This is a genomic window from Pseudonocardia zijingensis (assembly GCF_042657305.1).
GTDB classification, from domain to species: domain Bacteria; phylum Actinomycetota; class Actinomycetes; order Mycobacteriales; family Pseudonocardiaceae; genus Pseudonocardia; species Pseudonocardia zijingensis.
Window position 1 is genome coordinate 1 of sequence record NZ_JBHSKO010000026.1, and the last position, 26940, is coordinate 26940.

At 73.4% G+C, this 26940-nt stretch carries 25 protein-coding genes; 10 read left to right on the forward strand and 15 right to left on the reverse strand.

Going from position 1 to position 26940, the window contains the following annotated elements:
- Positions 1 to 291: 291 nt before the first annotated feature.
- The 6 genes from ACFPL3_RS34060 to ACFPL3_RS34085 are packed head-to-tail and all read right to left on the reverse strand — an operon-like array spanning position 292 to position 8843.
- Positions 292 to 1524: an aminotransferase class III-fold pyridoxal phosphate-dependent enzyme gene (locus ACFPL3_RS34060; protein ID WP_343941087.1), complete on the reverse strand. Its 1233-nt coding sequence runs from the start codon at positions 1522 to 1524 to the stop codon at positions 292 to 294.
- On the reverse strand, positions 1521 to 2555 hold the full coding sequence (locus ACFPL3_RS34065; protein WP_343941086.1) for a transketolase family protein: 1035 nt from the start codon (positions 2553 to 2555) through the stop codon (positions 1521 to 1523). Before ACFPL3_RS34065 ends, ACFPL3_RS34060 begins: the two co-directional genes overlap by 4 nt.
- The gene (locus ACFPL3_RS34070; RefSeq protein ID WP_343941085.1) at positions 2552 to 3388 is read right to left on the reverse strand and encodes a transketolase; all 837 of its coding nucleotides are present in this window, start codon (positions 3386 to 3388) and stop codon (positions 2552 to 2554) included. The genes ACFPL3_RS34065 and ACFPL3_RS34070 overlap by 4 nt, the downstream gene beginning before the upstream one ends.
- 9 nt (positions 3389 to 3397) lie before the next feature.
- Positions 3398 to 5572 carry a N,N-dimethylformamidase beta subunit family domain-containing protein gene (locus ACFPL3_RS34075; RefSeq protein WP_379590200.1) on the reverse strand — a complete coding sequence of 725 codons (2175 nt, stop codon included), beginning with the start codon at positions 5570 to 5572 and terminating at the stop codon, positions 3398 to 3400.
- On the reverse strand, positions 5569 to 7800 hold the full coding sequence (locus ACFPL3_RS34080) for a N,N-dimethylformamidase beta subunit family domain-containing protein (RefSeq protein ID WP_343941082.1): 2232 nt from the start codon (positions 7798 to 7800) through the stop codon (positions 5569 to 5571). Before ACFPL3_RS34080 ends, ACFPL3_RS34075 begins: the two co-directional genes overlap by 4 nt.
- On the reverse strand, positions 7797 to 8843 hold the full coding sequence (locus ACFPL3_RS34085; protein WP_343941081.1) for an extracellular solute-binding protein: 1047 nt from the start codon (positions 8841 to 8843) through the stop codon (positions 7797 to 7799). The genes ACFPL3_RS34080 and ACFPL3_RS34085 overlap by 4 nt, the downstream gene beginning before the upstream one ends.
- 263 nt (positions 8844 to 9106) lie before the next feature.
- On the opposite strand from ACFPL3_RS34085, the gene ACFPL3_RS34090 reads away from it, so the two are divergent.
- The 6 genes from ACFPL3_RS34090 to ACFPL3_RS34115 are packed head-to-tail and all read left to right on the forward strand — an operon-like array spanning position 9107 to position 14285.
- On the forward strand, positions 9107 to 10012 hold the full coding sequence (locus ACFPL3_RS34090; protein ID WP_343941080.1) for an ABC transporter permease: 906 nt from the start codon (positions 9107 to 9109) through the stop codon (positions 10010 to 10012).
- A complete protein-coding gene (locus tag ACFPL3_RS34095; RefSeq protein WP_343941079.1) occupies positions 10009 to 10794 on the forward strand; it encodes an ABC transporter permease in 786 nt (261 codons plus the stop codon). The genes ACFPL3_RS34090 and ACFPL3_RS34095 overlap by 4 nt, the downstream gene beginning before the upstream one ends.
- Positions 10787 to 11905, forward strand: coding sequence for an ABC transporter ATP-binding protein (locus tag ACFPL3_RS34100; protein ID WP_379590204.1), 1119 nt, complete (start codon positions 10787 to 10789; stop codon positions 11903 to 11905). The genes ACFPL3_RS34095 and ACFPL3_RS34100 overlap by 8 nt, the downstream gene beginning before the upstream one ends.
- On the forward strand, positions 11902 to 12546 hold the full coding sequence (locus tag ACFPL3_RS34105; RefSeq protein ID WP_379590206.1) for a class II aldolase/adducin family protein: 645 nt from the start codon (positions 11902 to 11904) through the stop codon (positions 12544 to 12546). The genes ACFPL3_RS34100 and ACFPL3_RS34105 overlap by 4 nt, the downstream gene beginning before the upstream one ends.
- Entirely contained in the window at positions 12543 to 13469 is a 927-nt protein-coding gene (locus tag ACFPL3_RS34110) for a carbohydrate kinase family protein (RefSeq protein ID WP_343941076.1), read from the forward strand. The genes ACFPL3_RS34105 and ACFPL3_RS34110 overlap by 4 nt, the downstream gene beginning before the upstream one ends.
- A 27-nt stretch (positions 13470 to 13496) precedes the next feature.
- Positions 13497 to 14285, forward strand: coding sequence for an IclR family transcriptional regulator (locus ACFPL3_RS34115; protein ID WP_343941075.1), 789 nt, complete (start codon positions 13497 to 13499; stop codon positions 14283 to 14285).
- On the opposite strand, the gene ACFPL3_RS34120 is transcribed toward ACFPL3_RS34115, so the two are convergent.
- Genes ACFPL3_RS34120 through ACFPL3_RS34140 form a run of 5 tightly spaced genes read right to left on the reverse strand, consistent with a single transcriptional unit; the run spans position 14275 to position 19454 of the window.
- Positions 14275 to 15108 (reverse strand): carbohydrate ABC transporter permease, encoded by an 834-nt coding sequence (locus ACFPL3_RS34120; RefSeq protein ID WP_343941074.1) that lies wholly within the window; start codon positions 15106 to 15108, stop codon positions 14275 to 14277. The two genes, ACFPL3_RS34115 and ACFPL3_RS34120, sit on opposite strands and share 11 nt — an antisense overlap.
- Positions 15105 to 16040 carry a carbohydrate ABC transporter permease gene (locus tag ACFPL3_RS34125; RefSeq protein ID WP_343941073.1) on the reverse strand — a complete coding sequence of 312 codons (936 nt, stop codon included), beginning with the start codon at positions 16038 to 16040 and terminating at the stop codon, positions 15105 to 15107. The genes ACFPL3_RS34120 and ACFPL3_RS34125 overlap by 4 nt, the downstream gene beginning before the upstream one ends.
- A complete protein-coding gene (locus ACFPL3_RS34130; RefSeq protein WP_343941072.1) occupies positions 16037 to 17338 on the reverse strand; it encodes an ABC transporter substrate-binding protein in 1302 nt (433 codons plus the stop codon). Before ACFPL3_RS34130 ends, ACFPL3_RS34125 begins: the two co-directional genes overlap by 4 nt.
- A complete protein-coding gene (locus ACFPL3_RS34135) occupies positions 17335 to 18648 on the reverse strand; it encodes an FAD-dependent oxidoreductase (protein WP_343941071.1) in 1314 nt (437 codons plus the stop codon). Before ACFPL3_RS34135 ends, ACFPL3_RS34130 begins: the two co-directional genes overlap by 4 nt.
- Positions 18645 to 19454, reverse strand: a complete 810-nt coding sequence (locus tag ACFPL3_RS34140; protein WP_343941070.1) for an IclR family transcriptional regulator — start codon at positions 19452 to 19454, stop codon at positions 18645 to 18647. The genes ACFPL3_RS34135 and ACFPL3_RS34140 overlap by 4 nt, the downstream gene beginning before the upstream one ends.
- Positions 19455 to 19590: 136 nt before the next feature.
- On the opposite strand from ACFPL3_RS34140, the gene ACFPL3_RS34145 reads away from it, so the two are divergent.
- Positions 19591 to 20343, forward strand: a complete 753-nt coding sequence (locus ACFPL3_RS34145; RefSeq protein ID WP_343941069.1) for a dienelactone hydrolase family protein — start codon at positions 19591 to 19593, stop codon at positions 20341 to 20343.
- A 5-nt stretch (positions 20344 to 20348) separates the two neighbouring features.
- Positions 20349 to 20606 carry a DUF6295 family protein gene (locus tag ACFPL3_RS34150; protein WP_343941068.1) on the forward strand — a complete coding sequence of 86 codons (258 nt, stop codon included), beginning with the start codon at positions 20349 to 20351 and terminating at the stop codon, positions 20604 to 20606.
- Between the two features lie 74 nt (positions 20607 to 20680).
- Here ACFPL3_RS34150 and ACFPL3_RS34155 read toward each other — a convergent pair whose 3' ends face one another.
- Both ACFPL3_RS34155 and ACFPL3_RS34160 read right to left on the reverse strand, forming a co-directional pair.
- On the reverse strand, positions 20681 to 21520 hold the full coding sequence (locus tag ACFPL3_RS34155) for an SDR family NAD(P)-dependent oxidoreductase (RefSeq protein ID WP_343941067.1): 840 nt from the start codon (positions 21518 to 21520) through the stop codon (positions 20681 to 20683).
- On the reverse strand, positions 21517 to 22323 hold the full coding sequence (locus ACFPL3_RS34160) for an IclR family transcriptional regulator (protein WP_343941066.1): 807 nt from the start codon (positions 22321 to 22323) through the stop codon (positions 21517 to 21519). Before ACFPL3_RS34160 ends, ACFPL3_RS34155 begins: the two co-directional genes overlap by 4 nt.
- Positions 22324 to 22428: 105 nt before the next feature.
- Here ACFPL3_RS34160 and dgoD point away from each other — a divergent pair, with 105 nt between their 5' ends.
- A complete protein-coding gene (gene dgoD, locus ACFPL3_RS34165) occupies positions 22429 to 23583 on the forward strand; it encodes a galactonate dehydratase (RefSeq protein WP_343941065.1) in 1155 nt (384 codons plus the stop codon).
- A gap of 27 nt (positions 23584 to 23610) precedes the next feature.
- On the opposite strand, the gene ACFPL3_RS34170 is transcribed toward dgoD, so the two are convergent.
- Complete coding sequence (locus ACFPL3_RS34170) at positions 23611 to 24372, reverse strand: methyltransferase domain-containing protein (protein WP_343941064.1); 762 nt, start codon at positions 24370 to 24372, stop codon at positions 23611 to 23613.
- 223 nt (positions 24373 to 24595) lie between these two features.
- Here ACFPL3_RS34170 and ACFPL3_RS34175 point away from each other — a divergent pair, with 223 nt between their 5' ends.
- Complete coding sequence (locus ACFPL3_RS34175; protein ID WP_343941063.1) at positions 24596 to 25537, forward strand: U32 family peptidase; 942 nt, start codon at positions 24596 to 24598, stop codon at positions 25535 to 25537.
- Between the two features lie 9 nt (positions 25538 to 25546).
- Here the strand turns inward: ACFPL3_RS34175 and ACFPL3_RS34180 are convergent, their stop codons facing one another.
- Positions 25547 to 26872: an APC family permease gene (locus tag ACFPL3_RS34180; protein ID WP_343941062.1), complete on the reverse strand. Its 1326-nt coding sequence runs from the start codon at positions 26870 to 26872 to the stop codon at positions 25547 to 25549.
- Positions 26873 to 26940 lie beyond the last annotated feature (68 nt).

Consider the following 26940-nt stretch of genomic DNA (forward strand, 5'->3'; position numbering starts at 1 on the left):
CGCAGGCGACGCCCGACAGGGCGCCCTTGAACTGTGAGAAGCGGCCCCACACACTGCGGGGCGTCCTGCCCACCCATGTCACCGATGTCCCAAGACACCACCGTCACCGATGTGGTCAGACATGACAGTGTCGATTTCGCCCGGGAATGCACCAAACCCGTGATCATGGCCGCGGGACCGGCCGGAGGTGGCGCCGCGCGCCCACCCGGGCAGGCCCCCGGCCTGCCCGCGATTGCCCCGCACGATGCGCGGCGCCACCGGAGCTCCCCGGCTTGCAGCACCGCAGCCGGGCTAGCGGGGCAGGGCGGCGAACGCGTCGTCCGTGCGCTCGAGGATCGCGTCGATGTCGGCGTCGGTGTGCGCGGCGGAGAGGAACCAGTTGTGCCAGGGGTGCAGGTAGACGCCCCGCTGGACCGCCGCCTCGGCGAACGCTGTCACCAGGCGGAAGCCCTCGTCGCCCGCGAACGACAGCATCGGCATCTGCACCGGCCCGGTCTGGCGGATCTCGTACCCGTGCGCGGCGGCCTGCGCGGCGAGGCCGTCCCGCAGCCGGGTGCCGGTGCGGGCCATCTCCGGCAGCGCGACGCCCTTGCGCAGCTCGGTCAGGGTGGCGAGGCCCGCGGCGAGCGGCACCGCGGCCGTCCAGAACGAGCCGGTGACGTAGATCGACCCGACGGCGTCGCGCAGCGCGTCGATGCCGGTGACGGCGCCGAGCGCCTGCCCGTTGGCGATCGCCTTCGACCAGGCCGACAGGTCCGGCCGGACCCCGAGCGGCTCCCAGCTGCCGCCGAGGTCGAGCCGGAACCCGCAGCGGACGTCGTCGAGCACGAGGACGGCCCCGGTGCGGTCGGCGAGCGCGCGCAGCCCGCGCGCGAACGCGGGGTCGACGAGCTCCTGGTCGCGCTTGATGTCGTGGCGCATGGGGCAGACCACGATCGCGGCGAGGTCGTCTCCCGCCTCGGCCGCGGCGGCCTCGGCGGAGGCGAGGTCGTTGTACTCGTAGTGCACGAGGTGCGCCTGGTCCTCGGCGGTCACCCCGGAACCGCGCAGCGAGCACCACGGCACCGCGCCGTGGTAGGCGCCGTGGGCCACGAGCAGCTTGCGCTTCCCGGTGGCGGCGCGCGCGATCGTGACGCAGGTGGTGGTGGCGTCCGAGCCGTTCTTGCAGAACATCGCCCAGTCCGCCGACGGGATCGTGTCCACCAGCAGCTCGGCGAACTCGACGGCGACGGGGCTGGTGCCGTCGAGGCAGTCGCCGCGGTCGAGCTGGTCGAGCATCGCGGCCGTGACGGCCGGGTGGCGGTGGCCGAGCACGACGGGTCCCCAGCCGCACATGAGGTCGAGGTAGGTGCGCCCGTCGGTGTCGGTGACCCGGCAGCCCTCCCCGGAGGCCATGAACTGGGGGTGCGCGGAGCTGAACGCCTGCACGGACATGTGGCCGTACATCCCGCCGGGGATCACCTGGCGGGCCCGCTCGCGCAGCGCGAGCTCGTGCTCGCCGAGGACGGTCGGTGCGGTGGTCATGCCGGGGTTCCCTTGCTGGAGTCGAGCAGCTCGCGGGCGACGGCGGCGATGCCGGGACCGTCGAGGCGGTAGTGGGCGTAGAGGGCGGCGGGCGGTCCGACCGGCACGTGCTCGTCGGGCACGCCGTGGCGGCGGAACGGCACGCGGGCGCCCGCTTCGAACAGGCACTCGGCCACCGCGCTGCCCAGCCCGCCGGTGAGGTTGGCCTCCTCGACCGTGAGCACGGCGCCGGTGGAGCGGGCGGCGTCGAGCACGGCGTCGCGGTCCAGCGGGGAGATCGTGAACATGTCGACGACCCGGGTGGAGATCCCCGCCGCGGCCAGCTCGTCGGCGGCCTGGAGCGCGGGGTGCACCTCGGAACCGGTCGTGATGATCGTCAGGTCGGAGCCGTCGCGGACGGTCTCGGCGCGGCCGATCGCGAGGTCCGGCACCTCGGGGTAGACCTGCGGGTCGCGCCCGCGGCCGAGCCGGATGTACATCGCGCCGGGGTGGTCGAGCGACAGGCGCAGCAGTGCCCGCAGGTGGTTCGCGTCGGTGGCGCACACGACCGTGAGGTCGGCGATGCAGCGCATCATCGCGAGGTCCTCGAGGCTGTGGTGGCTGGTGCCGTAGAAGCCCATGGACATGCCGGAGTGGTGGCCGACCACGCGCACCGGCATCCCGGGGTAGGCGCAGTCGGTGCGGATCTGCTCGGCGCCCAGCAGCGCGGCGAAGGCGCCGAAGGTGGCCGCGAACGGGATGTAGCCGGACGCGGCCATGCCGGCCGCCATCGTGATCATGTTCTTCTCGGCGATGCCGACGTTGACGAACCGTTCCGGGTGCCGGGCGGCGAAGTCGGTGGCCCGGTTGGAGCGGGCCAGGTCGGCGGTGAGCACGACGATGCGCGGGTCGTGGTCGGCCAGGTGGGCGAGCTCCTCGCCGAACACGAACGCCGGGATCGCGCGGGTGTCGGTGCCGTCGACCGAACGGCTGTCCTTCAGCCCGACGTTGGCGGTGCCGTTGAACAGCTCGGACTGGTCCTGGGTGCTCATGCGCGCTCCTCCAGCTCGGCCAGCACGTCGTCGTAGTCGGCGCCGACGAGGTTGCCGACGTGCCAGTCGGGCGACAGCTCCATGCGCGCCACGCCCTTGCCCTTCACGGTGTCCGCGACCACGAGCTGCGGCGGGCCGTCCGCGGCCGCGGGCAGCCCGGCGAAGAGCTCCAGCAGCGCGGGGATGTCGTGCCCGTCGACGCGGTGGGTCTGCCAGCCGAACGCGGCGAACCGCCCGTCGATCGGCTCGGACGCCATCACGTCGCGGACGAACCCGTCGATGCCGAGCTGGTTGGCGTCGACGATCGCGACGAGGTTGCCCAGCCGGAAGTGCCCGGCCGACATCGCCGCCTCCCAGATCTGGCCCTCCGCGAGCTCGCCGTCGCCGAGCAGGCAGTAGGTGCGGTGGTGCGACCCGGACATCCGCCCGGCCAGCGCCATACCCGCGGCGATCGACAGCCCGTGCCCCAGCGAGCCGGAGGAGAAGTCGACGCCGGGGATCCGGCGCATGTCCGGGTGGTCGCCGAACGGGCTGCCCAGCCGCGTGTAGGTGTCGAGCTCTGACGGGTCGAAGAAGCCGAGGTCGGCGAGCACCGGGTAGAGGCCGATCGCCGCGTGGCCCTTGCTGAGCACGAACCGGTCGCGGTCGGGCCAGTCCGGGCGCGACGGGTCGAGCCGCAGCTGCGCGTAGTAGAGCACCGAGAACAGCTCCGCGCAGGAGAAGACGGCGCTGTAGTGGCCTGCTCCGGCGATCCGGGTGAGCCGGACGGTCTCGGTGCGCACGAACCTCGCGCGGTCGGCGAGGTGTGCCACCTTGTCCGTGGTGACGGGCACTGCTGCTCCTTACTGCCGGCCGAGGACGGGGCCGGGTTCGTCGCGGAACCGGTCGAGGACGTTGGCGGTGATCCGGGAGACGGCGTTGTCGCCGCCGTTGTGCGTCATCGCGGTGGACCATGCGATCGAGCCGACGGAGAACACGGCACCGCCGCCGGGCCGCCCGAGCAGGACGACGTCGGCGCGGACCTTGGGGTGGACGCCGGGCGGGGGAGCGGCGTAGCCGTGGTCGGCCTCCTCGGGCACCAACTCGATCTTCTCCGTGTGCCCGACGGAGGAGGCCAGCACGACGGCGTCGGGCGGAGTGCCGAGCGTGACGTCCGCGCGGTCCAGCTCGTCGCCCGCCGCGCCGCCGAGGCCCGGCCCCTCGGTGCCGAAGACGTCGCCCACCCCGGCGGGCACGCCGTCGAAGACCCACGCCGCCGCCGGGTCCGCGCTCGCCGCGGTGCGCCGGTACCCGTAGCCGGAGTCGAAGCCCTGCGCGGTGAACCCGACGCCCGCGAGCACGTTGGGGGCGCGCCCCCGCAGCCGCCACAGCCCGCCGCGCTCCCCGGTGGACGCCAGGTGCTCCTCGCCCGGATCGGACACCCAGGTGGCGACCCCCGCGTGCCCGCGGCGGATCTCCAGCGCGTCCGGGTGCCCCGGGTGCCGGGCGGTGACCTGGTAGAAGCCGTTGCCGCCCAGGTACATCAGCCGCCCGCCGGCGTGGGTGTAGGCGAGGTAGGCGTCGAGCATGCCCGCCGAGCAGTACTCGGGGTGGCTGCCGGTGAGCACCACGTCGTAGCGGGAGAGCAGGTCGGTGCCCTCGCGCTCGACCTCGTCGTCGGTGACCACCGCGTAGCGTTCCCCGCGCCGGTCGAGCCAGTCCAGCAGCAGCAGGTCCTGTGCGTAGTGGCGGAACCCGCGGGTGGTGGGGGTGAAGTAGTCCGGGCGCAGGTTGACGATCGGGCGCAGTCTGCTGGTGTGGCAGACGCCGCTGCCGTCGGTGTGCACGTCGTAGAGCGAGCGCCCGAGCTCGGGGTGGGCGGCCAGCCAGCGGTCGCGCTCGTCGATCCCGCGCGCCTCCCCGTAGATCACCAGCCGCTCGGCCTCGTACTCGGCGTAGGTGCGCCAGTTCGCGTAGGCGAGGTAGGTCCAGGTGGGCAGCACGACGAGCACCGGTGCCTCGTGCCGGGCCGGCGTGACGACGAACGGGATCCGGTCGACGTCCCCTGCTGCGGTCGTCTTCAGCGCGTAGACGCCGCTGGCCAGTTCGGCGGGAACGTCCCAGGTGAGGTCGGGTTCCCAGCCGGCGTCGGCGAGGTCGTCGTCGTGCAGGTGCAGCGCGTCGAATTCGGCGGGCGCGCGTCGGAAGTCGGTCTCCGCCCCCGACCAGAACGGCCCGGGCACGCCGCGCGTGGGCAGGTGGTGGACCGTCGCGCCGCCGGTGAGCCCGCCGCGGTCGGGCACGCGGGTGCCGCCGGGGTCGGCGGCGAGGTCCAGCGCGCTCGTGCCGGCCGGCTCGAGCAGGGTGAGCGGGTCGGCCCCCGCCGCCAGGGCGGCGGTCGTCGACTCGGGCCAGGCCGTGGCCGCGACGACCGGGCGCGCCACCTTCCCGTTGAACGTGGCGCCCAGCCCGCCGGTCACCGCGCCGTCCGAGCCGATCCGCAGCGGCCCGGTCGTCGCCGAAGGGGGTGCCTGCGCGGTCCCGACCGCCGGCGCCATTCCGGGCCGGTGCAGCGCGAGGCGCACCTCGCCGGTGGCGTCGACCGTGGCGGCCGCGAAGGTCCAGCGCCGCTCGGTCGGGGGTGCCTCGACGGCGGCCAGCCCGGTGCCGCCACGGCGCAGTGCGATCCCCGCGGCGGAGACCTCGAGCACCAGATCCCCGACGGCCAGCAGCGGCCGCGCACCGGCCCCGGGGAGGGTGGGCCGGAACCAGATCGCGAGTCCGACCGCGTCCATCGGCCCGATCGCCCCGGCCTCCACGAACGAGCCGGAGGTCGTCGTCTGCACCCGGCCCGGCAGCCGGTCCGGCAGCCCGCTCGCGCCCGGCTCCTCCACGAGCGCGGCGCCGTGGCGCTCGGAGCCGCCGCGGCGCAGCCGGACGATCTCGGGGCGGTAGCCCTCGTGCGTGCAGCTGACGTGGAACGTGATCGGGTCCCCCGCGCGCACGGAGAGGCGATCGGCGTAACCGACGATCCTCATGCGCCCGCCACCGGTTCGGGGTGGTCGCGGAAGCGGTCCAGGACGTTGGCGGTGATGCGGGAGACGTCGTTCTCGCCGCCCTTGTGGGTCATCGCCGTGGACCAGGCGATGGAGCCCACCGCGAAGACGGCGCCGCCGCCGGGCCTGCCGAAGAGCACGACGTCGGACCGGACCCGCGGATCGGGCCGGGGCGGCGCGGCGTAGGAGAGCCATTCGTCGTCGCGGACCAGCGCGATCTTGTCGGAGTGGCCCACCGAGCTCGCGAGGACCAGGGCGTCGGCCGGGGTCCCGAGCGCGACGTCGGCGCGGTCGATCTCGTCGCCCGCCGCCCCACCCAGGCCGGGGCCCTGGTCGCCGAACACCTCCCCGACGGCCACGTCCACGCCGGCGAAGACCCACTCCGCCGCGCGGCTCTCGGGGGTTCGTCGGTAGCCGCTCGCCTTGTCGAACCCCTGCGCCGTCATGCCCACGCCGAACAGGCGCTGCGGCGCCCGCCCGCGCCAGCGCCACAGCCCCCCGTGCTCACCGGTGGCGGACAGGTGCTCCTCACCTGCGCCGCTCGTCCAGACCGTCTGGCTGCCCCGGGCGCGGCGGATCTCGATCGCGCCCGACGGCCCGCTGTGCCGCGCGGTGACGTGGTAGAAGCCGTTGCCGCCGAGGTACATCAGCCGGCCGCCGGCGTTTACGTGCGCCTGGTAGGCGTCGAGCATCCGGGCCGAGGAGTACTCGGGATGGCTGCCGGTGATCACCACGCGGTGCCCGGCCAGCGCGTCCGCGCCGCCGTCCTCCAGCTCGTCGTCGGTGATCACGGCGTAGTCCTCGCCGCGCTCGTCCAGCCAGTGCAGCAGCGACAGGTCCTGCGCGAAGTGGCGCAGGCCCCGCGTGGTGGGCGTGAAGTAGTCCGGGCGGATGTTCACGATCGGCCGCGCCCGCGAGGAGTACATGACGCCGCTGCCATCGGTGTGCACGTCGTAGAGCGACCTGCCCAGCTCGGGGTGGCGAGCGAGCCAGCGGTCGCGTGGGTCGACGCCGCGGCGCTCCCCGTAGAGCGCGAGCCGCTCCTCCTCGTACTCGGCGTAGGTGCGCCAGTTCGCGTAGGCGAGGTAGGTCCAGGTGGGCAGCACCACGAGCACGGGAGCCGGGGGAGCGCCCGCGGGTGGGGTGACGACGAACGGGATGCGGTCGACGTGCTCGCCCGCGGTGATCCTCAGGGCGTAGGCGCCGCTCGCCGCGTCCGCGGGCACCGTGAGGACCACGTCGGTCTCCCACCCCGCGTCGTCGAGGTCGTCCTCGTGCAGGTGCAGGGCGTCGTACTCGTCGGGGACGCGACGGAAGTCGGTCTCCCGGTTCCGCCAGAACGGCCCGGGCACGGCGCTCGCCGGCCGGTTGACGACGGTGCCGCCCGCGGTGAGCGCCCCGTCGTCGGCCACCGCGGCGGCCGCGGGGTCGCGGCCGAGCGCGAGCGCGCTGACCCCGTCGCTGCCCAGGACGGCGACGGCGTCCTCGCCTGCGGCGAGCCGCGAGGTCCGGTCGGCGCTCCAGCCGGTGGTGGACGCGACGGGCCGGGCCAGCCGCCCGTTGAAGAAGGCCCCGCGCGGCCCGGCGCCGACGAGGAGCCGCCACGCGCTCCCGCCCCGAGGTTCAGGAAAGCCACATTCAAGGCCTCTCCGGCCCTGAATGTGGCTTTCCTGAACTCCCGGAGCGCCCGTGGGGCCCGTCGTGGGGCCGTATGCCGCCAACCGCGCGGCGCCGTCGGGGGAGACCGTCGCCGCCACGAACGTCCACTGCCGTTGCACCGGCGCCGCGTCGAGGCGGGCCAGCTCGGTGCCGCCCGCGTCGCGGAGGGTGTACCCCCGGGCGGAGACGGACAGCAGGTAGCCGGCCGCCCCGTCGGTGGTGGTGAGCGCGAGCACGGTCTGCTCGCGGTCCCGGTCGAGGCGGGTGGGGCACATCCAGACCGCGAGCCCGGCGCCCGCCACCTCGGCGCCGGGACGCAGGGCCGCCTCGACGTACGAGCCGGCCCGGGCCACCTGGACGCGCCCGGGCACCGCCGCCGGGAGCTCCGCCGCGATCTCGTCCTCGAGCAGGTCGCACTCGTGCACCGGCGAACCGCCGCGGCGCAGCCGCACCAGGGCCGGGGTGAACTCCGGGAGTTCGCTCGAGATCTTGAACTCGATGCGCCCGCCCGCGGGCACGGAGAGCCGGTCGGCGTAGCCGAGCAACCTCACCGGTTCACCCACTCCGTCCACTGCCGGGTGGCCTCGTCGAGGTTCGCGGCCCACCACTCGTTGTCGCGCTGCACCTCGGTGCCGGTGACGTTGCTGGTGGCGATGAAGGAGTTGATCACAGGGTCGTCCGAGGGCTTCGCGTTGGAGTTGGGAGAGCCATAGGGCTGCCGCTGCATGATCAGTTCCTGGGCCGGGACGTCGACCAGCGCGTTGATCAGCGCGTACGCCGCGTCCAGGTTCTTGGCGCCCTTCACGATCCCGAGCGAGTCCTCGTAGTAGAGGGGCTGGTTCCAGACGACCTTCAGGTTGGCGCCGTTCTTGGCGGCCTCGTAGGCGCGCCCGGGCCAGGCCAGCATCATGTCGACCTCGCCGGACTCGAGGGCCTGGGTCTGCTGCGCCCCCGTCTCGTAGAAGCGCAGCGACGGCCGGATCGTGTCGAGGGTGGCGAACGCGCGCTCGTAGTCGAGGGGGTAGAGCTGGTCGCCGGGCACGCCCGCGGCGAGCAGCGCGGTCTCCATGCCGGCGTCCTTGGCGTAGTTCATGATCCCCCGGGTGCCCGGGAACCGCGTGGTGTCGTAGAAGTCGGCCCAGCTCTGCGGCGGGTTGTCGCCGTACTTGTCGGCGTTGTAGACCAGCAGGAACGCCGACTTCAGCACCGGCACGCCGCAGTCGGTGACCTGCGCCTGGTCGAGCCCCGCGGTGTTGATCCGCGACTTGTCCAGCTTCTCGAACAGCACGTCGCACTTGGCCACCGTGCGGTAGGGCGAGGAGTAGAAGACGTCCCAGGTGGGGGAGCCGGACTCGACCATCGCGGTGAGCTTGGCCTCGTTGTTGGGCGACTCCTCCGCCACCTGGATGCCCTGCTCGGAGAGCTGCTTGTAGGCGGTCTCGGCGAAGATCGAGGCCAGCGCCCCGCCGGTGTTGGCGAACACGACCGTGCCGCCGGCGGCGGTGTCGCCGCCGACCGTGGCGAAGCACCCGGTGGCGCTGAAGCTGAGGGCGGCGGCGAGGGCCAGCGCGGGGATGAGCCTGCGGTTGCGCACGGGACCACCTTCGATCGACGGGGTGCATCGCACCGTTGCGTTCGACGTTTCACTATCCAAAACGCAATTCATGATGTGGCATCAGGAGGATGGCGGCCGGGTCCTGGGTCGTCAAGCCTCGGCCCGTGAACGGCCTGTTCGGTCCGGTTTCGCTGCCGTTAACGGGCGGATCGACGGTTGACAACGCCTCCCGCGACCGAGACCCTCCCATTTCGGTTCGTGAAACCCGTGCCACATCGTGACGAAGCGGAGGTGTGCCTGTGGTGTCCGTCGGCTCGACGGGGACAGCGGCCGCGGTGCCCGCGCCTGCTGCGGCGTCCCGCCTGCGGCGCGCCGGGCGCCCGCTGCTGCTGCTCGCGTTGCCCGCCGTGGTCGTGCTCGGGGTGTTCTTCGTGGTGCCCGCGCTGCGCCTCGCCTGGCTCTCGGTGAGCACCCCGGAGCTGGGCGTCGGCAACTACACCGGGCTGGCCACGGACGGCGTGGTCGTCACGGTCGTGCTGCGCACCCTCGGCATGGCCGCCGTGGTCACGGTGCTGTGCGTGCTCTGCGCCTACCCGTACGCCTACCTGATGACGATCGTCGGGCCCCGGTGGCGGGCCGTGCTCACCGCGCTGGTGCTGCTGCCGTTCTGGACATCGCTGATGGCGCGCACGTTCGCGTGGGTGGTGCTGCTCCAGGACACCGGTGTGGTCAACGCGCTGCTCGGCGCCGTCGGGCTCGGGCCCATGCGGCTGCTGGGCACGACGGCGGGCGTCACCGTGGCGATGGCGCAGGTGATGCTGCCGTTCATGGTGCTGCCGGTGTACTCGGCGATGCGCGGGATCGACCGCAGGCTCGTGGACGCGGCGATGGGCCTGGGCGCCACCCCGGTGGTCGCGTTCCTGCGGGTGTACCTGCCGCTGTCGCTGCGCGGCGTGGCGGCGGGCGCGACGCTGGTGATGGTGCTGTCGCTCGGCTTCTACGTGACGCCCTCGCTCGTCGGCTCGCCGCAGCAGTCGATGCTGGCCCAGCTCATCTCGGTGCAGGTCAACCAGCTGGTGGACTTCGGGGCCGCGGGGGCGCTCGCGGTCACGCTGCTGGTGGTCACGCTCGTGCTGGTGGCCGGGGTGCAGCGGCTCACCCGCACCGGCGGGGCGCCGACGACGCTGGTGGGGGGTGCCGGGTCGTGAGGTCGGTCGCCCTGCGCAGGACGCTCGTGGCGCTCGGCGCGCTGATCGGTGCGTGGCTGCTGGTGCCCACGCTGATCGTCATCCCGATCAGCTTCTCCGGCGAGGACAGCTTCGCGTTCCCGCCCAGCTCGTGGAGCCTGCGCCACTACGAGACCTTCTTCACCGAGCCGAGCTGGCTCAACGCGCTGCTCGTGTCGATCCAGCTCGCCGTGATCGTCACGGTGGTGGCCACCCTGCTCGGCACCGCCGCGGCGTTCGCCCTGTCCCGCACGGTGTTCCGCGGCCGCGGGGTGTTGAACGGCCTGTTCCTCGCGCCGCTCATCGTGCCCGGCATCGTGGTGGCGGTCGCCGTCTACGCCGCGTTCCTGCAGTGGGGTCTGATCGGCACGCCGATCGGCTTCATCACCGCGCACACCGTGCTCGCGATCCCGTTCGTCACCGTGAACGTCGGGTCGGCGCTGGGCGGGTTCGACCGCGCGCTGGAGCGGGCGGCGGCGAGCCTGGGCGCCTCGTCGTTCGCCACGTTCCGCAGCGTCACGCTCCCGCTGATCATGCCCGGGGTGCTCTCGGGCGCGGTGTTCGCGTTCGTCACCTCCTTCGACGAGGTGGTGGTGTCGCTGTTCGTGCAGTCCCCGCAGCTGCAGACGCTGCCGGTGCGGATGTTCACCTCCGTCACCAACGAGGTCGACCCGACGATCGCGGCGGCCGCCACCGTCGTCGTCACGCTCACCACGGCCCTGCTGACCCTGGCCGCCACCCTGAGGAGGACCCGCCGTGCCTGATCCCGTGCCCGCTTCCGGCGCCCGGATCGAGGTCCAGGGCCTCACCAAGCGCTTCCCCGGCGCGGCCGCGGCCGCCGTCGACGGCATCGACCTGGAGATCCGGGCGGGGGAGTTCATGACCCTGCTCGGGCCCAGCGGATCGGGCAAGACCACGACGCTGAACATGATCGCCGGGTTCGAGGCGATCACCGCGGGCCGGATCACCCTCGACGGCGGCGACATCGCGCAGCTCCCGGCCTACAAGCGCAACCTCGGCATGGTCTTCCAGAACTACGCGCTGTTCCCGCACATGACCGCGGCCGAGAACATCGCGTTCCCGCTCAAGCAGCGCAAGGTCGCCAAGAGCGAGATCGCCCGGCGGGTGGGCGAGGCGCTCGAGCTGGTGCACCTGGGCGGGCACGGCGAGCGGCTGCCCTCCCAGCTCTCGGGCGGGCAGCAGCAGCGCGTCGCGCTGGCCCGGGCCGTGGTGTTCGAGCCGCGGGCCCTGCTGCTCGACGAGCCCCTCGGCGCCCTGGACAAGAAGCTGCGCGAGTCGCTTCAGCTCGAGATCGCCCGCCTGCACCGCGAGCTGGGCATCACGTTCGTCTTCGTCACCCACGACCAGGACGAGGCGCTGGCGCTGTCCGACCGCATCGCGGTGTTCCGCGACGGCCGCATCGAGCAGGCCGGCACGCCCACCGAGCTGTACGAGGCGCCCGCCTCGCGGTTCGTGGCCACCTTCCTCGGCGACTCCAACGTGTTCGCCGGCCGCCTCGGCGACGGCGGGCTCGACACCGGCTGGTGCAGCCTGCGGGTGCCGGACGGCCGGGCGGGGGAGGACCCGGTGGCGCTGGTGGTGCGTCCGGAGCGGCTGCGGATCGCCGCGAACGGCGCTCCCGCGTCCGGGGACAACGTGCTGTCGGCCACCGTCACCGACGTCGTCTACCACGGCGCGTTCCGGCGGGTGCTGGTCCGCTTCGACGGCGGCGGCACCGGCCAGGTGCGCGACACCGCGGGCGCGGGCGGATCGCTCGCCGTGGACCAGCGCGTCGAGGTCTCCTGGGACGTCGACGCCGGCGTGCTCGTGCCGGACGACGACCCGGCCACGGCCGTCGCGGCGGGCGCGCGGTGAGCGCCGGGGGCGACGCGCTGGCCGCGGCCCGCCGCGACGTCGCGGAATGCGGGCGGCGGATGCTCGCCGACGGGCTGGTGCTGGGCACCGCCGGCAACGTCAGCGTCCGGGTCGGTGACCTGGTGGCGGTCTCGCCGTCGAGCGTGGCGTACGACGCGATCACGCCCGCCGACGTCGCGGTGGTCGACCTCGACGGCCACCGGGTGGACGGCCCGCACGCCCCGTCCTCCGAGACGCCGATGCACCTCGGCGTCTACACCACCACCGGGGCCACCGCCGTGGTGCACCACCACGGGCTGCACAGCGCCGCGGTGTCCACCGTGCTCGACGAGCTCCCGGCCCTGCACTACTACGTGCTGCAGCTCGGCGGCCCGGTCCGCGTGGCGGCCTACGCCACCTACGGCACCCCCGAGCTCGCCCGCTCGGTGCACGCGGCGCTCGAGGGCCGCACCGCGGCGCTCATGCAGAACCACGGCGCCGTCGCGTACGGCGACACGCTCGACCAGGCCTACGACCGGGCGCGACTGCTGGAGTGGCTGTGCACGCTGCACGTCACGGCCACGGGGCTGGGCACGCCCCGGGCGCTCACCGGCGAGGAGCTGGCCGCGGTGGCCCGCCGGCGCACGGAGGTGCCGGCGTGAAGGTGATCTGCCTCGGCGCGCACATCCTCGACATCCTCGGCCGCCCGGTGCCCGACATCCCGCCCGGCCAGGGCCGCCGGGTGCTCGACGAGATCCGGATCACGGCAGCGGGCACGGCGGGCGGCACCGCCGTCGACCTCGCCAAGCTCGGCGCCGAGGTGGTCGGAATCGGCCCGGTCGGGGACGACGTCACCGGCCGGCTGCTGCTCGACCTGCTCGCCGGCCACGGCGTCGACGTCCGGCACATGGCCCGCCGGCCGGGCCTGGCCACCCCCGCGACGATGCTCCCGATCCGCCCCAACGGCGAGCGGCCCGCGCTGCACGCCCCCGGTGCGATGGCCAACCTCACCGCAGCGGACGTGCCGCTGGACCTGGTGGCCGAGGCCGACGTGCTGCACGTCGGCGGCCCGGACGTACTGGGGGACTTCACGCGCGATGCCCTGCCGGACCTGCTGCGCTTCGCCGCGGCGCACGGCACGGTCGTGAGCATGGACCTGCTCAGCGTCGGCCGGCCCGAGCTGCTGGACGTGCTGCGCCCCGCCTGGGAGCACACGCGCTACCTGCTCCCCAACGACGACCAGATCCGGGCCGTCACCGGCCGCGCCGACCTCGTCGAGGCGGCGCAGGTGGCCCGGGCCTCGGGCGTCGGCACCGTGATCGTCACGACCGGCGCGGAGGGCTGCCTGGTCGTGACCGAGGGCGGGGTCGAGCGGATCCCCGCCCTCGACGTGCCGGTCGTGGACACCACCGGCTGCGGGGACGCCTTCAGCGCCGGGTTCCTGGTGGGCCTGGGCTCGGGTCGCGCGCTGCCCGACGCGGCGCGCCTCGGCACGGCCGCGGCCGCGCTCGTGGCGCAGGGACTGGGCTCCGACGCTGGGATCGTCGACCTCCCGTCGACGCTCGCGTTCGGCGCCGTAGCGTGATCGAGTGGATGATCGGAGGATCCCCTGATGGCCGAGAAGGCCGCCGGTGCCGCTGAACCCGTCCGGGTGCTCGTGAAGGCGATGGCGGTGCTGGAGCTGCTGGCCGAGGCCCCCGACGAGCTCTCCCTCGGTGACATCGCCGCCCGGCTCGAGCTGAACAAGAGCACCTGCCACCGGATCCTCACCACGCTCGCGTCCGGGGACTTCGTCGAACGCCCCTCGCCGGGCACCTACCGGCTCGGCATCGGCGCGTTCCGCGTGGGCAGCGCCATGGCCCGGCGGCTGAGCGTGCGCGAGCGGGCGCTGCCCGCCATGCAGGAGCTCTACCGCCGCACGGGGGAGACGGTGTTCCTGCTCGTGCTGCGCGGCGACGAGGCGGTGTGCGTCGAGCGCCTCGACGGCCGCTACGCCTCCACCCACACCCTGGGCGTCGGAGGCTCGCTGCCGCTGCACGTGGGCGCAGGCCCCCGGCTGCTGCTCTCGACCCTGCCCGACGAGCAGGTGGAGGGCTACCTGGCGGGACCGCTGCAGCGCCGCACCTCGCCCACCCAGGCCACCGCCGACCAGCTGCGCGAGGACGTCCGGCGGATCCGCGCGGAGGGGTTCGCCGTGAGCCGCGACGACGTCGAGCTGGGGGTGAAGGCGCTGAGCGTCCCGGTCCGCGACCACACCGGCGCCACCGTCGCGGCCCTGAGCGTGAGCGGGCTGACCGCCCACCTGCCCGACTCCGAGCAGGAGCACCAGATCGGGCTGCTGCGCACGGCGGCGGCGGAGGCGTCCCGGGCGCTGGGACTGCGGGCCGGCGTCAGCCCTTGATGCCGCTGGCGAAGCCCTTGACCACGTGTTTCTGCAGCAGGAAGAACACGACGAGGATCGGGGTGATCGCGATGGCCATCCCCGCGAAGATCAGCGGCCACTGGCTCGCGAACTCGCCGCGGAACGCGAACACGGCCACGGGCAGGGTCTGCTGGGCGCTGCCGCCGACGTACAGCAGGGGCGTGAGGAAGTCGTTCCAGACGTTGATCGCAGTGAGGATGACGACGGTGCCGGTGACCGGCCGCAGCAGCGGGAACACGACGTTCCGGAACGTCGCCAGGGTGCCGGCGCCGTCGATACGGGCCGCCTCCTCGTAGTCGGCGGGCAGCGCGCGCAGGAACCCGGTGTAGAGGAACACGACGAGCGGGAGCTGGTGCCCGACCTCGAAGATGATCAGCGACGTGTAGGTGCGGAGCAGGTCGAGGTCGCGCATCAGCTGGTACAGCGGCACCATCCCCAGCTGCAGCGGGATCATGAGGCCGAGCAGGAACAGCAGGTAGAGGCCGTAGCCGAGCCGCCCGGCCCGGCGCGCGAGCGCGTAGGCCGCGAGCGAGCCGGTCAGCACCAGCAGCGCCACGGAGAGCGCCGCCACGACCACGGAGTTGCCCATCGCCGTGCCCAGGCCGCCCTCGGTCCAGGCCCGCCCGAAGTTCGACCACTCCGGCGCCACGGGCGGGGCGAGGGGGTTGCGCGCGAGCTCCGCGGGCGACTTCAGCGCGACGGTGAGGAACACGTAGCCGGGGAACAGGAAGGCTGCCGCCACGGCGAGCATGCCGAGCTCGGCACCGGCCCGCCGGACCCGGTTCCCACGCCGCCCGCTCACGGCTGCACCTCGTAGCGGCGCAGGCCCCACATCTGCACGAGCGCGAGTGCGAACACGATCATGGTGAGGACCAGCGCGATCGCGGCGGAGTAGCCGTAGCGGCCCGACACGAAGGCCTCCTCGTACATCACCACCGACAGCGTCTCGGTGGCGTAGCCCGGGCCGCCCCCGGTCATGACGTAGACCTGGTCGAACAGCTTGAGGCTGCCGATCAGGGTGAGCGAGGTGGCGATGGTGGTGGCCGGCAGCAGCATCGGGAGCGTGACGTGGCGCAGGCGCTGCCACCGGCTCGCCCCGTCGATCTCGGCCGCCTCCAGCAGTTCGGCCGGCACGCCCTGCAGTCCGGCGAGGTAGATCACCATCGTGAGCCCGGCGTTCTGCCAGATGATCACCGCGATCACGGCCCAGAGCGCGAGCGCCGAGTCACCGAGCCAGTTGCCGGCCAGCCCGTCGAGCCCGGCGGCGGCGAGCGCCCCGTTGAGCGGGCCCTCCGGCGTGAGCACGTACTGCCAGAGGAAGCCGATGATCACCGGGGGCAGCAGCGCCGGGGCGAAGAACAGCGTCCGCAGCACGTGGCGGCTCGCGAGCCGCGAGTGCAGGGCCAGCGCGAGCGCCAGCCCGACGACCGTCTGCACCACCGTGGTGCAGACCGCGATGACCAGAGTGTTGGCCAGCGCCGCCCGGGCGGGCGGCGAGGACAGCAGCTCGGCGAAGTTGCCGAGCCCGACCACGTCGGGCGCGCCTGCCCGCCCCGTCCAGTCGGTGAACGCGTAGAGACCGCCCGCGACGGTCGGGTAGAGCACGACGACCGCGTAGAACAGCAGCGCCGGCGCGATCAGGCCGAGCGGCACGGCCCGGCCGCGGCCGGCACGCCGGCCGCTCGGTACCGCGAGGCGCCCGCCCGGCCGCGGCCGCTGCAGGGTCGCCGTCACGGCGTGCCCTTCGCGTAGTCGGCGTCCATCCGGCCGAGCAGCGTGGCGGTGTCGATCGCGCCGTGGAGCCACTCCTGGCCCGACTGCAGCAGCGTCTGCTGGACGTCGCCGTTGGGCCACAGGTAGTTCGCGTACGCCGTGGTGCGCCCCTCCTCGACGTACGGGAGGACCGGGGTGAGCACGGTGCTGTCGATCTCGACGTCCACCGCGAGCCCCGGCAGCACGCCCATGGCGTTCGCGTACGCGGCCACGTTCTCCGGCCGGGCGAGGAAGTCGAGGAACGCCCGCGCGGCCGCCGGGTCCTTTGCGGCGGCGTTGACCGCCAGGAAGTCGGGCGCCACGGGCACGTGCGTCTGCGTGGTGTCGTCGGTGGCGGGGAGCGCGAACACGTCGAAGGCCTGCGCTCCCGCCTCGTGGTAGCCGTGCAGCGCGGGCAGCCCGCCGGACACCGTGAGGAGCATCGCCGAGCCGCCGGTCGCCACCGACTGCTGGCCCTGGTCCGGCGGCAGCCCGAGCATGCCGTCGCTGAAGCAGCCGCTCTCGTTCAGCTCGGCGAACCGGGCGAAGACCTCGTTCCACCGCGCATCGGTGCTGAACGACGTGGCGCCCGCCGCCATCTGCGCGTCGATGTCCGGCTGCGGCGCGTACACGAGGGTGGCCGCCAGCGCGTACACCCAGTACTGCAGGTAGATGCCGCCCTGGAAGGGTGCCGCGATCGGCGTCACGCCCGCGTCCCGCAGCGTGCGGCAGGCGGTGAGCAGCTGCGACCAGGTGGTCGGCGGCGTCAGCCCGGCGTTCGCGAAGACGTCGCGGTTGTAGGCCATCACGATCGCGTTGCGGGCCACCGGCAGCGCCATCACCCGGCCGCCGACGCCGGCGAGCGCCCGCGTGTCCGGCGAGAGCTGCCCCGCCCACTCCGCGTCCGACAGATCCGCGATCTGGCCCTCGGCCCCCAGCACCCCGGCGGCGACCGGGCTCGAGTAGCCGGGGGAGACCCGGATGACGTCCGCGGCCGTGCCCGACGTCAGCTGCACGCGGATCTGCTGGTTCAGCTCGTCGGTGTTCGCCGAGGAGACGTCCACGCCCGCGCCGGTGGCCTGCCGGTAGGCCTCGACCAGCGGGGCCAGCCCGGTGTTCTGCTCGGTGTTGACGTACGCGGTGACCGCTCCGGCGGACCGCTCGTCGTCGGTGTTGACGAACCCGCACGACGTGAGCGCCACCGCCGCGACCAGGGCGGCGGTGACGCGGGAGGCGAGTGGGCGGGGGGTGAGTGGGCGAGCGACGCTGCTGCGACTCACGGGATCTCCTCGGGCACGGGACGGTGGGTGGTGGACGGGGGCGGCACGACGACGTCGCCGGGCAGGATCGCGCCGTGCGCGCGCAGGTCGCGGCGGACGTCGTCGAGCGGCAGGTCGACGACGTCGGTGCCGGTGGCGGCACACCGGGCCGCGAGGGCGCCCGCCGCCTGGCCCATGGCCATCGACGACGCCTGCACCCGGTAGGCCGACGCCGCCTCCTGGTCGCCGCTGATCGCGCGGCCCGCGACGACCATGCGGTGCGAACCGCGGGGCACCAGCGCGCCCCGGGGGATGGTCGGCAGCGTGCCGTAGGGCAGCGGGCGGATGTCGATGCCGTCGCCGTCGGGCCGGTGCACGTCGATCGGGTAGAAGCTGTAGGACACCGCGTCGGGCCACTGCCGGCCGCTCGTGTAGTCCCGCGCGGTGACGGTGGCGTGCCCGTCGATCGTGCACGCCTCGCGGATGCCGGTCTCGGTGGCCCATGCGTCCACGGTCACCCGTTCCAGGCCGGGCTGGCGGCGCAGGAACCGCAGGATCCGCAGCAGCGTGCGCCGCCCGGCCACCTCGGCGGCGGTGCGGTCCTCGCTGGTGCCGCCCTGGATGCCGGTCACGTGGATCGCGTTCTCGCCGCGGTTGCGCAGGAACTTCCCCACCGGGTTGTGGGCGAGGTCGGCCGCGTGCAGCTCGCCCCGGGCGACGGCGGCGTCGTGGGCGCGCTGGATCGCGTCGACGTCGAGGCCGGCCAGGTCGTACCCGCCGAAGCGGACCATGATCGTGCCCGGCTGGCGGCGGGCGTTGGTGCGCCGCGGGAGCCCGGCGAGGCCGACGACGTCGGCGTCCCCGGTGCAGTCGACCACGCACCCGGCCTCCACCTCGCGCACGCCCTCCTTGGTGGCGATCCCGAGCCGCCACGACCGGCCGTCCCACCGCGCGTTCGCCGCCATGGCGTGCAGCAGCAGGTCGGCGCCCGACGCGAGCACCGCGTCGTCGAGCAGAGCGGCCAGCACGGCGGGGACGACGCGGACCTGCAGCAGCCAGTGCGGGAGGTCCCAGCGGGTGAAGTCGGGCAGCTCCAGGCCCGCCTCCCGCACCGAGCGCAGCACCACGTCCCAGCCGATGCCGGCGATGATCTGCTGCCCCCACGCGTGGAACAGGCCGGGGAGGGCGACGCCCGCCACGGTGGTCGTCCCGCCGAGCGCGCCGTTCTTCTCGACCAGCAGCGTGCTCGCGCCCAGCCGGGCCGCCTGGATCGCCGCGGGCGTCCCGGCCGTGCCGCCCCCGAACACGACCACGTCGTAGCGCGACCTCATGCGCTGTCCGCCGTGGCGCCCGGGCCGCCGAGCAGCCGGGAGAGCTGCCGCGCCGCCTCGACGACGTCGTCGCGCAGCCGGGCTGCGTGGTCCGGGGAGTGCCGCACGGACGGGTAGCCGACGCACAGGGCGGCCACCGTGCGGCCGCTGACGTCCACCACCGGTGCCGCCACCCCGCAGACGCCGGCCGCCTCCTCCTCGAGGTTCGTCGCGTACCCGGCCCGGACCACCTCGTCCATGCGGTCCATGAGCTCGGCCTCGTCGAGCGGGTCCGCGTCCTGCCACGGCGCGGAGCGCAGCATCGTCAGCCGGTCGGCGCGGGGCAGCCCGGCGAAGAGGACCTTGCCTGCTGCCGTGCGGTGGAGCGGGTGCACGGTGGGGTCGGTGACCCGGCTCGTCGTCGGGTCGATCCGCAGCAGCTGGGGGCTGACCAGCACGGAGATGTCCACCCGGCGGGATCCGTGCAGGATCGCGAGGTGCACGGTCTCCGCGGTGCGCTCCCAGAGCGACCGCAGCACCGGCGCGGCCACGGCGGAGAGGTCCGACTGCGCGACGAAACGCCGGTTGAGCTCGAAGAACCGCGCGCCGAGCGTGTAGCGCCGGTGCGGCTCGGCCTGCGCGACCAGGCCGTGGGCCACCAGCGAGGCCAGCAGGGTGCGCGCCGTGGACGCCGGCAGGCCCACCCGTTCGGCGAGCTCCACGAGCCCGGTGCCGTGCCCGCCCGCGTCCGCGACCGCGTCGAGCAGGGCGACGCTCCGGTCGAGCGCCTGCACGGACGTCCTCGGCAGGTGTGTCTTCTCGTCCAACCGCCACCCTTTCGACATTGTCGAAGTCGTTTCGAGCGAGGGGACGGTAGGGATCACCGCGAGCGCGTGTCAACCCCAGGGGAAGTGTGGAGAAGACTGGGACCGACGAAACGATCGACCGGAGGAGGGAACCGTCGTGCGCCACGACACCGTGCTCGCCGAGACCATCGGCATCCGAGGAGCCGATGACGACGAGATCGAGGCCTACACCGCACGGCCGCTGGACGGTGGCACCCGCGGCGGCGTCGTGGTGATCCACCACATGCCCGGGTACGACTGGAGCACCAAGGAGATCGTGCGGCGGTTCGCCGTGTGGGGCTACAACGCGATCTGCACGAACCTCTACAGCCGGGAGGCGCCCGGCGCCGACCCGGACGACGCCGCCGCCACCGCCCGGGCACAGGGCGGGGTGCCGGACGCCCGGTTCGTCGGCGACGCCGCGGGCGCGGCCCGCTGGCTGCGCTCGCTGCCCACCTCCAACGGCAAGGTCGGCACGATCGGCTTCTGCTCCGGTGGGCGGCAGGCGTTCCTGTCGGCGCTGGAGCTCGACATCCAGGCCGCGGTGGACTGCTACGGCGCCTTCGTCGTCGGCACCCCGCCGGAGGGCTTCCCGCTGCAGGTCCAGCCCCTCGCCGACCGCACCGCCGAGCTGCGCGCCCCGCTGCTGGGCCTGTTCGGCAACGAGGACTCCTACCCCTCGCCCGACCAGGTCGACGAGCTGGAGAAGCTGCTGCAGACCCACGGCAAGGAGTACGAGTTCCACCGCTACGACGACGCCGGGCACGCGTTCTTCGCCGTCGACCGGCCCTCCTACCGGGTGGCCGCCGCCCTCGACGGGTGGCAGCGCGTCCAGGCGTTCTACGCCCGGCACCTGGGCGGGGAGGACTGATCGCCGTGTGCACCTACAGCACCGAGAAGTTCGACGTCACCGCGAGCAGCGGCAAGGGGCCGCAGGGCTGGTTCCCGCTGCGGACGGCCACCGTCTACTACGACCACCCCGTGCACGCCCCGGACGAGCACACGGTGAACATCGACTTCCTCAACCCGGAGCAGGGCCCGGGCGCCCGCGTGGCGGTGGAGCTGTCCCTCGACTCCGCCCGCGAGCTGCTCGCGGCCCTGCAGGTGACGGTGGAGCGCGCCCGTAACCATTGACGCCCGCCCCGCGGAACGCGGTGTTCGGGCCGCAGAACGGGGGACTCGCCCAAGATTGGGGCGAGTCTCCCGTCTCACGGCGCGAGTGTCGCGTCCGGATCGGCGGGGAGCACCACCCCGGCCGCGGCGGTGAGCCCGCCGTCCACGCGCATCTCGCTGCCCGTGACGAACGACGAGCGCGGTCCGGCGAGGAACGCGCACACCTCCGCCACCTCCTCGGGCCGCGCGGTGCGGCCGAGGGGGTGGGCGCGGCCCCAGTCGGCCACCAGCTCGCCCGGGTCACGGTCCCCGGCGAACCGCGCCGCGGTGGCGCGCAGCATGGGGGTGTCCACGGACCCCGGGCACACGACGTTGCAGCGGATGCCCTCGTGGGCGTGGTCGACGGCGATGGCGCGGGTGAGCGCGTTGATGGCGCCCTTGCTCGCGGCGTAGGCCACCACTTCGGTCTGGGTGACGAACGCCTGCACCGACGAGACGTTCACGATCGCCCCGCCACCCGCGGCGCGCATCAGCGGCACGAGGTGCTTGGCGAACAGGAAGATGCTCGTGACGTTGACCGCGAGCACCTCGTCCCAGGTGGACTCGTCGGTGGTCTCCACCGTGCCGTAGCGCTGGATGCCCGCCGCGTTGACCAGGACGTGGGCGCCGCCGAAGTCGGCCTCGGCGCGCCGGGCGGCCTCGGCGGCGGTGGCCGCGCTGCTGACGTCCCCGACCACTTCTGCCACCCGGGCCCCGCCCGCGCGCAGCCCCTCGGCGTGCTCGTGCAGCGCGTCGCCGTCCACGTCGCACGCGACCACGGCGGCGCCCGCGGCGGCCAGGCGGGTGGCCACCGCGGCGCCGATGCCCTTCGCGGCCCCGGTGACCACGGCGGTGCGGCCTGCGAACTCCGAGGGCGGCGGGGGCGGGATGCTCACGGGGACCTCCGGACCTTGTTCAGCGCGGTGGGGGTGCGGGCGCGGATGACGCCTGCGGCGTTCTGCAGTTCGCCCAGCACGGCCTCGGGCCAGTCGGGCCCGCACCGGGCGCTGGGCGCCGTGACGGACAGGGCGGTGATCAGCCCGTGGCCGTCGTCGGTGAGCGGGACGGCCACGCACCGGCAGCCGACGAGCACCTCCTCGTCGTCGCGGGCCCAGCCGCGGACGCGGGCCTCGGCGACGATGGCCTCGAGCTCGTCGGGGTCGGTGACGGTGTGGGGGGTGAACGACGGCAACGGCTGCGACCGCAGCCGCCGCCCGCACTCGTCGGGGGGCAGCTGGGCGAGCAGCGCCTTCCCGATCCCGGTGGCGTGCGCGAGCAGCCGCGCGCCGACCGTCGAGGCCAGCCGCATCGGCTGGGCCGACTCGCTGATCGCGATGTAGACGTTCTCCAGCCCGTCGAGGCGGGCGAGCTGCACCGTCTCGCCGACGTCGCGGGCGAGCGCGTCCATCGCGGGTTTCGCGATCGCGACGAGGTCGCCGTGGCCGGTGTAGGCCTGGCCGACGTGCCAGGCCTTCAGGCCGATCGTGTACCGGCGCGTGTCCGGGTCGAGGTCGAGCCAGCCGCGGTCGACCAGCGTCTGCAGGAGCGCGTGGGCGCTCGAGCGGGGCAGGCCCAGCTGCGCGACGAGCTCGTTGAAGCGCAGCGATCCGCGGTCGGCGACCGCGTCGAGGATGGTCAGCGCGCGGTCGGCGGACTTGACGGCGCCACCACCCGCCGGCGTCGTGCCCCCTGCCGTCACCGCCACATCCTGTCACCGCCTCCCGGCCGCCCTTGACACCGTTCATCGCCGTTCCGGAGACTGTATCGCGAACTTAGTTCATATCTGTGAACTAGCGGGAGTCGCATGAAGATCGTCAAGTTCGAGGTCGTCCACGTACGGCCGCGCTACTCGTTCCTCCGGCTGCACACCGACGACGGGATCGTCGGCATCGGCGAGGCCTGCCTGGAGGGAAAGGCGCGGGTGGTGCAGGCGGCGCTGGGCGAGTTCGAGGAGCTGCTCGTGGGCCAGGACCCGCGGCGCATCGAGCACCTGTGGCACCTCATGTACCGCTCGACGTTCTACCCGAGCGGCTCGATCCTCTGCAGCGCGATCTCCGCGATCGACCAGGCGCTGTGGGACATCCTCGGCAAGCACCTCGGGGTGCCGGTGCACGTGCTGCTCGGCGGTGCCGTGCGCGACCGCGTCCGGGTGTACCAGCACGTCAACGCAGGCGACTGGGAGGCGTTCGACCGGTCGAGCGCCGACGCGCACATCGAGGAGCTCACGGCCAAGGCGCGCGCTGCCGTCGCCGCCGGCTTCACGATGATCAAGACCGCGCTGCCAGGGCCCGCGCGCCCGGTGGAGTCGCGCGGCTTCGTGAAGCTGCAGGTGGAGCGGTTCGCGGCGCTGCGCGATGCCGTCGGCGACGACGTCGACATCGCGATCGATTTCCACGGCCGAGTCTCGCCCGCCGTCGCGAAGGTGCTGATCGCCGAGCTGGCCCCGCTGTCGCCGCTGTTCGTCGAGGAGCCGTGCCTGCCGGAGAACGTGCCGGCGATGGCCGAGATCGCCCGCTCCACCACCGTGCCGATCGCCACGGGGGAGCGGCTGTTCACGCGCTGGGGGTTCCGCGAGCTGCTCGAGTCGCGCGCGGCCGCGGTGCTCCAGCCCGACCTCGCCCATTGCGGTGGGATCTCCGAGGCGCGCAAGATCGCGGCGATGGGGGAGACGTACTTCGCGGCGCTGGCGCCGCACAACCCGCTGGGTCCGGTGAACCTGGCGGCGAGCGTGCACCTGGCCCTCACCGTGCCGGGCTTCCTCGCCCAGGAGCAGCTGCACCTCGGACCGGGTCTGGTGACGACACCCTTCGAGGTGGTCGACGGGCACGTGGCTGCGCCCACCGGTCCCGGCCTCGGCGTCGAGCTGCTGCCCGAGCCGGAACGCGCCGAGGAGGACTTCGACGGCGGCTGGACGCTGCCGGTGTGGCACACCGCGGACGGAGCGGTGGCCCCGTGGTGAGCCCACCGTCCCCGGAGTTCGTGGGGGTCAGCCCGTCCGGTCGGCGGGGACGTCCCGCAGCTTCCGCGCGACGTACGCCACGTAGTACAGCGGGTCCCCCCGGACCGAGAGCCGGTGCCGGTAGTGCTCCTCGGCGATGACGGTGATCACCTCTTCGGCGAGCATCTGCTTGATCAGGCGGCTGAAGCCGGTGACGTCGTGGTCGGTGACGAAGTCCTCCTTGATCGTGAACGCGATCAGCCCGGAGGGCTCGACGAGGCTGAACGCGGTGGTGAACGCCGCGGGCGGGATGTCGCCGAACCCCAGCGCCGCCACCGTGGTCATGGCGTTGAACCGACGGGCGGTGAGCTCCTCCCGCTGCTCGGGGGTGAGCGCCGTGAGGTCGGCGACCAGGTAGTCGTCGTAGACGCCGGGTCGGTCCCGGGCGGCCGCCCGCGCCGCCTCCTCGATGATGTCGACGCCGACGACCGTGCCCGCCCCGAGTGCGCGGATCTCCGCACCGACCATCCCGTTGCCCGCCCCCACGTCGAGCACCCGGAGGTCGGCCGGGGCGATGCCCCGATCCGCCACCGCGCGGGCGAGCAGGCCTCGGACCACGCGCGGGGAGACGCATTCGAGCACATCGTCGAAAAGCTGTTCGTACAGGCCGGGGCACTCGTAGATGACGTGGTAGTCGTGGAATCGGACGCGGATGTTCCTCCCGCCGATCCTGACCTCGCACCACTCCTCGTCCTGGTCGAGGACCAGGTCGCGAGGGAAGGAGATCTCCCAGCGCCGGGGCGTTCGCACCGTGCCAGAAACCGCATCGCACGCAGTGATGGCCGCTCACCTCCGCATCGGTCATGCGGCCTGCCGGAACGACCGCGATGATCATTTTCAGCGTAGGTGCCGATTTCGGAACGGGATACCGCCATTTCATGTCCCGGATTCGAACCATCGGTGAATCACGTCACATGCGTGCGTATTGCGAGATGAATTGCGTCCATCGGAACAACCGGGAGGATCTGCCGCGATGACCGACACCCGATCCGCCGTCGCCGACCTGCTCACGCGCCTGGGCTACCCGGCCCGTGAGGCGAACGACCTGCCCGACTCGTCGCTGCGCTTCCCGGACGGGGCGCAGTACCGCACCGAGATCCCCAGCGTCGAGGGCCCCGCGGCGCTGCAGGCCGTGTTCGACGAGGCCGACGCCCGCGGCGTGCGCGTGCACCGCGTCTCGTCCGGCAGCGGGATCATGCTGGCCACCGACGCCGAGATCACCGACATGGTGCGGGCCTGCGCGGCCCGGCGCGTGGAGCTCAGCCTCTTCGTCGGCCCGCGGGCGCCGTGGGACATCGGTGCCCAGGCCCGCACCCCCACCGCGGGCCTCGTCGGCTGCCGCCACGAGGGCGCCGACCAGCTCGCCTACGCGATGGACGACCTGGTCCGCGCCAACGAGCTCGGCGTGCGGGGTGCGCTCGTCGCCGACGAGGGCCTGCTGCTGATGACCAGGCACATGAAGGAGGCCGGGCTGATCGCCCCCGACTTCGTTGTGAAGGTGTCGGTGCAGATGATGGCGTCCAACCCGGTGAGCGTGCGGCTGATGCAGGACCTCGGCGCCGACACCTACAACGTGCCGCCCGGGCTGCCGCTGCCGCGGCTGGCCTCGATCCGGGCCGCCACGCAGATCCCGATCGACATGTACGTCGAGTCGCCCGACACCCTCGGTGGGTTCGTGCGCCACCACGAGATCGCGGAGCTCGTGCGGGTGCTGGCGCCGATCTACGTCAAGTTCGGGCTGCGCAACCACCCGGACGTCTACCCGAGCGGTGGACAGCACGAGGCGCTGAACGTCCAGCTGTCGCGCGAGCGGGTGCGCCGCGCCGAGATCGGCCTCGGGTTCCTGCGCCGGGCCGCGCCCGACCTCGTCACGTCGGAGCTGGGCGCGAGCGGCCTCGCGGTGCCGGTGGCCTGATCCCGGGAGTCACGGGGTGAGCTGCAGTTGCGGCGGCCGCCTCGTGAACACCCGGGTGAGCCCCACCAGGTAGGCGAAGCCGGCGGCGATCCAGGCGAGCCCCACCGCGAACGTGGTGCCCGACAGGCTGGTCCACAGCCACAGCGTGAGCAGCACGCCGATGCCGGGCACCACGGCGTAGGCCACGATCTGCGCGGGGGCCCGCCGGGCCTCGTCGACCACGTAGTGCTTGATCACCGACAGGTTGACCAGCGAGAACGCCACCAGTGCGCCGAAGCTGATCATGGACGACGCCAGTTCCAGGCTGATCACCAGCGCGATCAGCGACAGCACGCCGACCACCGCCGTGGCGAGCGCGGGCGTGCGGAACCGGGCGTGCAGCCGCCCGAACACCCGTGAGGGCAGCGCGCCGTCGCGGCCCATCGCGTAGAGGATCCGGGAGACGCTCGCCTGCGCGGCCATCGCCGAGCCGAAGCAGCCCGCGATGTAGGCGGCGGTGAAGAACGCGGTGAGTGCGGCGCCGCCGGCCGCGCCCACGACGTCCAGTGCGGCCGAGTCGACGTCGGTGAACTCCGCGTACCGCGGGAAGACGAGGTGGCCCACGTACGAGACCAGGATGAACAGCGCTCCGCCGATCACCGTGACGAGCATGATCGCCCGGGGGATGCGCCTGCGCGGCTCGCGGGTCTCCTCGGCGAGCGTCGAGACGGCGTCGAAACCGAGGAACGACAGGCACAGGATCGCCGCCCCGCCGAACACCGCGGACGCCTCCCCGCCGCTGGGCAGGAACGGCGCGGTGAGCGAGGGCAGGCCGGCGCCCGCGATCGTGCGCGCCGCGGCCACCACGAAGACCACGATGAACACGACCTGCACCGCCACGAGCATGAAGTTCGTGCGGGCCACGAGCCGGATGCCCAGCACGTTCAGGCCGGTGACCAGCAGGATCGCGGCGACGATCCAGACCGCGGCCGGCACCGCGGGAAAGGCGGCCCCCAGGTAGATGCCCATCACCAAGTAGTTGATCATCGGTAGGAACAGGTAGTCGAGCAGCAGCGCCCAGCCCGTCATGAAGCCCAGGTGCGGCCCGAACGCCCGCTGCGTGTAGGTGTAGGCCGAGCCCGCGAACGGGTGGGCCCGCACCATCAGCCCGTAGCTGTAGGCGGTGAAGAGCATCGCCGTGAGCGTCACGACGTACGCCGCCGGCAGGTGCCCCGCCGTCTGCTCGGTGACCACCCCGTAGGTCGTGAACACGGTGAGCGGCACCAGGTAGGCGAGACCGAAGAGCACGATCGAGGGCATCCCCAGCACCCGCTCGAGGTGCGAATTCCCGGTCATGATCGCGAGTATCGGTTGCCGATGGCGCTCGCGACTACCATGAGCGCCCGAAACCTCCGGATCTCGGG

Bases quoted from the DNA above. Each gene is read 5' to 3' on its own strand.
- ACFPL3_RS34060 (WP_343941087.1), bottom strand. From the start codon at position 1,524: ATGACCACCGCACCGACCGTCCTCGGCGAGCACGAGCTCGCGCTGCGC.
- ACFPL3_RS34065 (WP_343941086.1), bottom strand. From the start codon at position 2,555: ATGAGCACCCAGGACCAGTCCGAGCTGTTCAACGGCACCGCCAACGTC.
- ACFPL3_RS34075 (WP_379590200.1), bottom strand. From the start codon at position 5,572: ATGAGGATCGTCGGTTACGCCGATCGCCTCTCCGTGCGCGCGGGGGAC.
- ACFPL3_RS34115 (WP_343941075.1), top strand. From the start codon at position 13,497: ATGGCCGAGAAGGCCGCCGGTGCCGCTGAACCCGTCCGGGTGCTCGTG.
- ACFPL3_RS34135 (WP_343941071.1), bottom strand. From the start codon at position 18,648: ATGAGGTCGCGCTACGACGTGGTCGTGTTCGGGGGCGGCACGGCCGGG.
- dgoD (WP_343941065.1), top strand. From the start codon at position 22,429: ATGAAGATCGTCAAGTTCGAGGTCGTCCACGTACGGCCGCGCTACTCG.
- ACFPL3_RS34175 (WP_343941063.1), top strand. From the start codon at position 24,596: ATGACCGACACCCGATCCGCCGTCGCCGACCTGCTCACGCGCCTGGGC.
- ACFPL3_RS34180 (WP_343941062.1), bottom strand. From the start codon at position 26,872: ATGACCGGGAATTCGCACCTCGAGCGGGTGCTGGGGATGCCCTCGATC.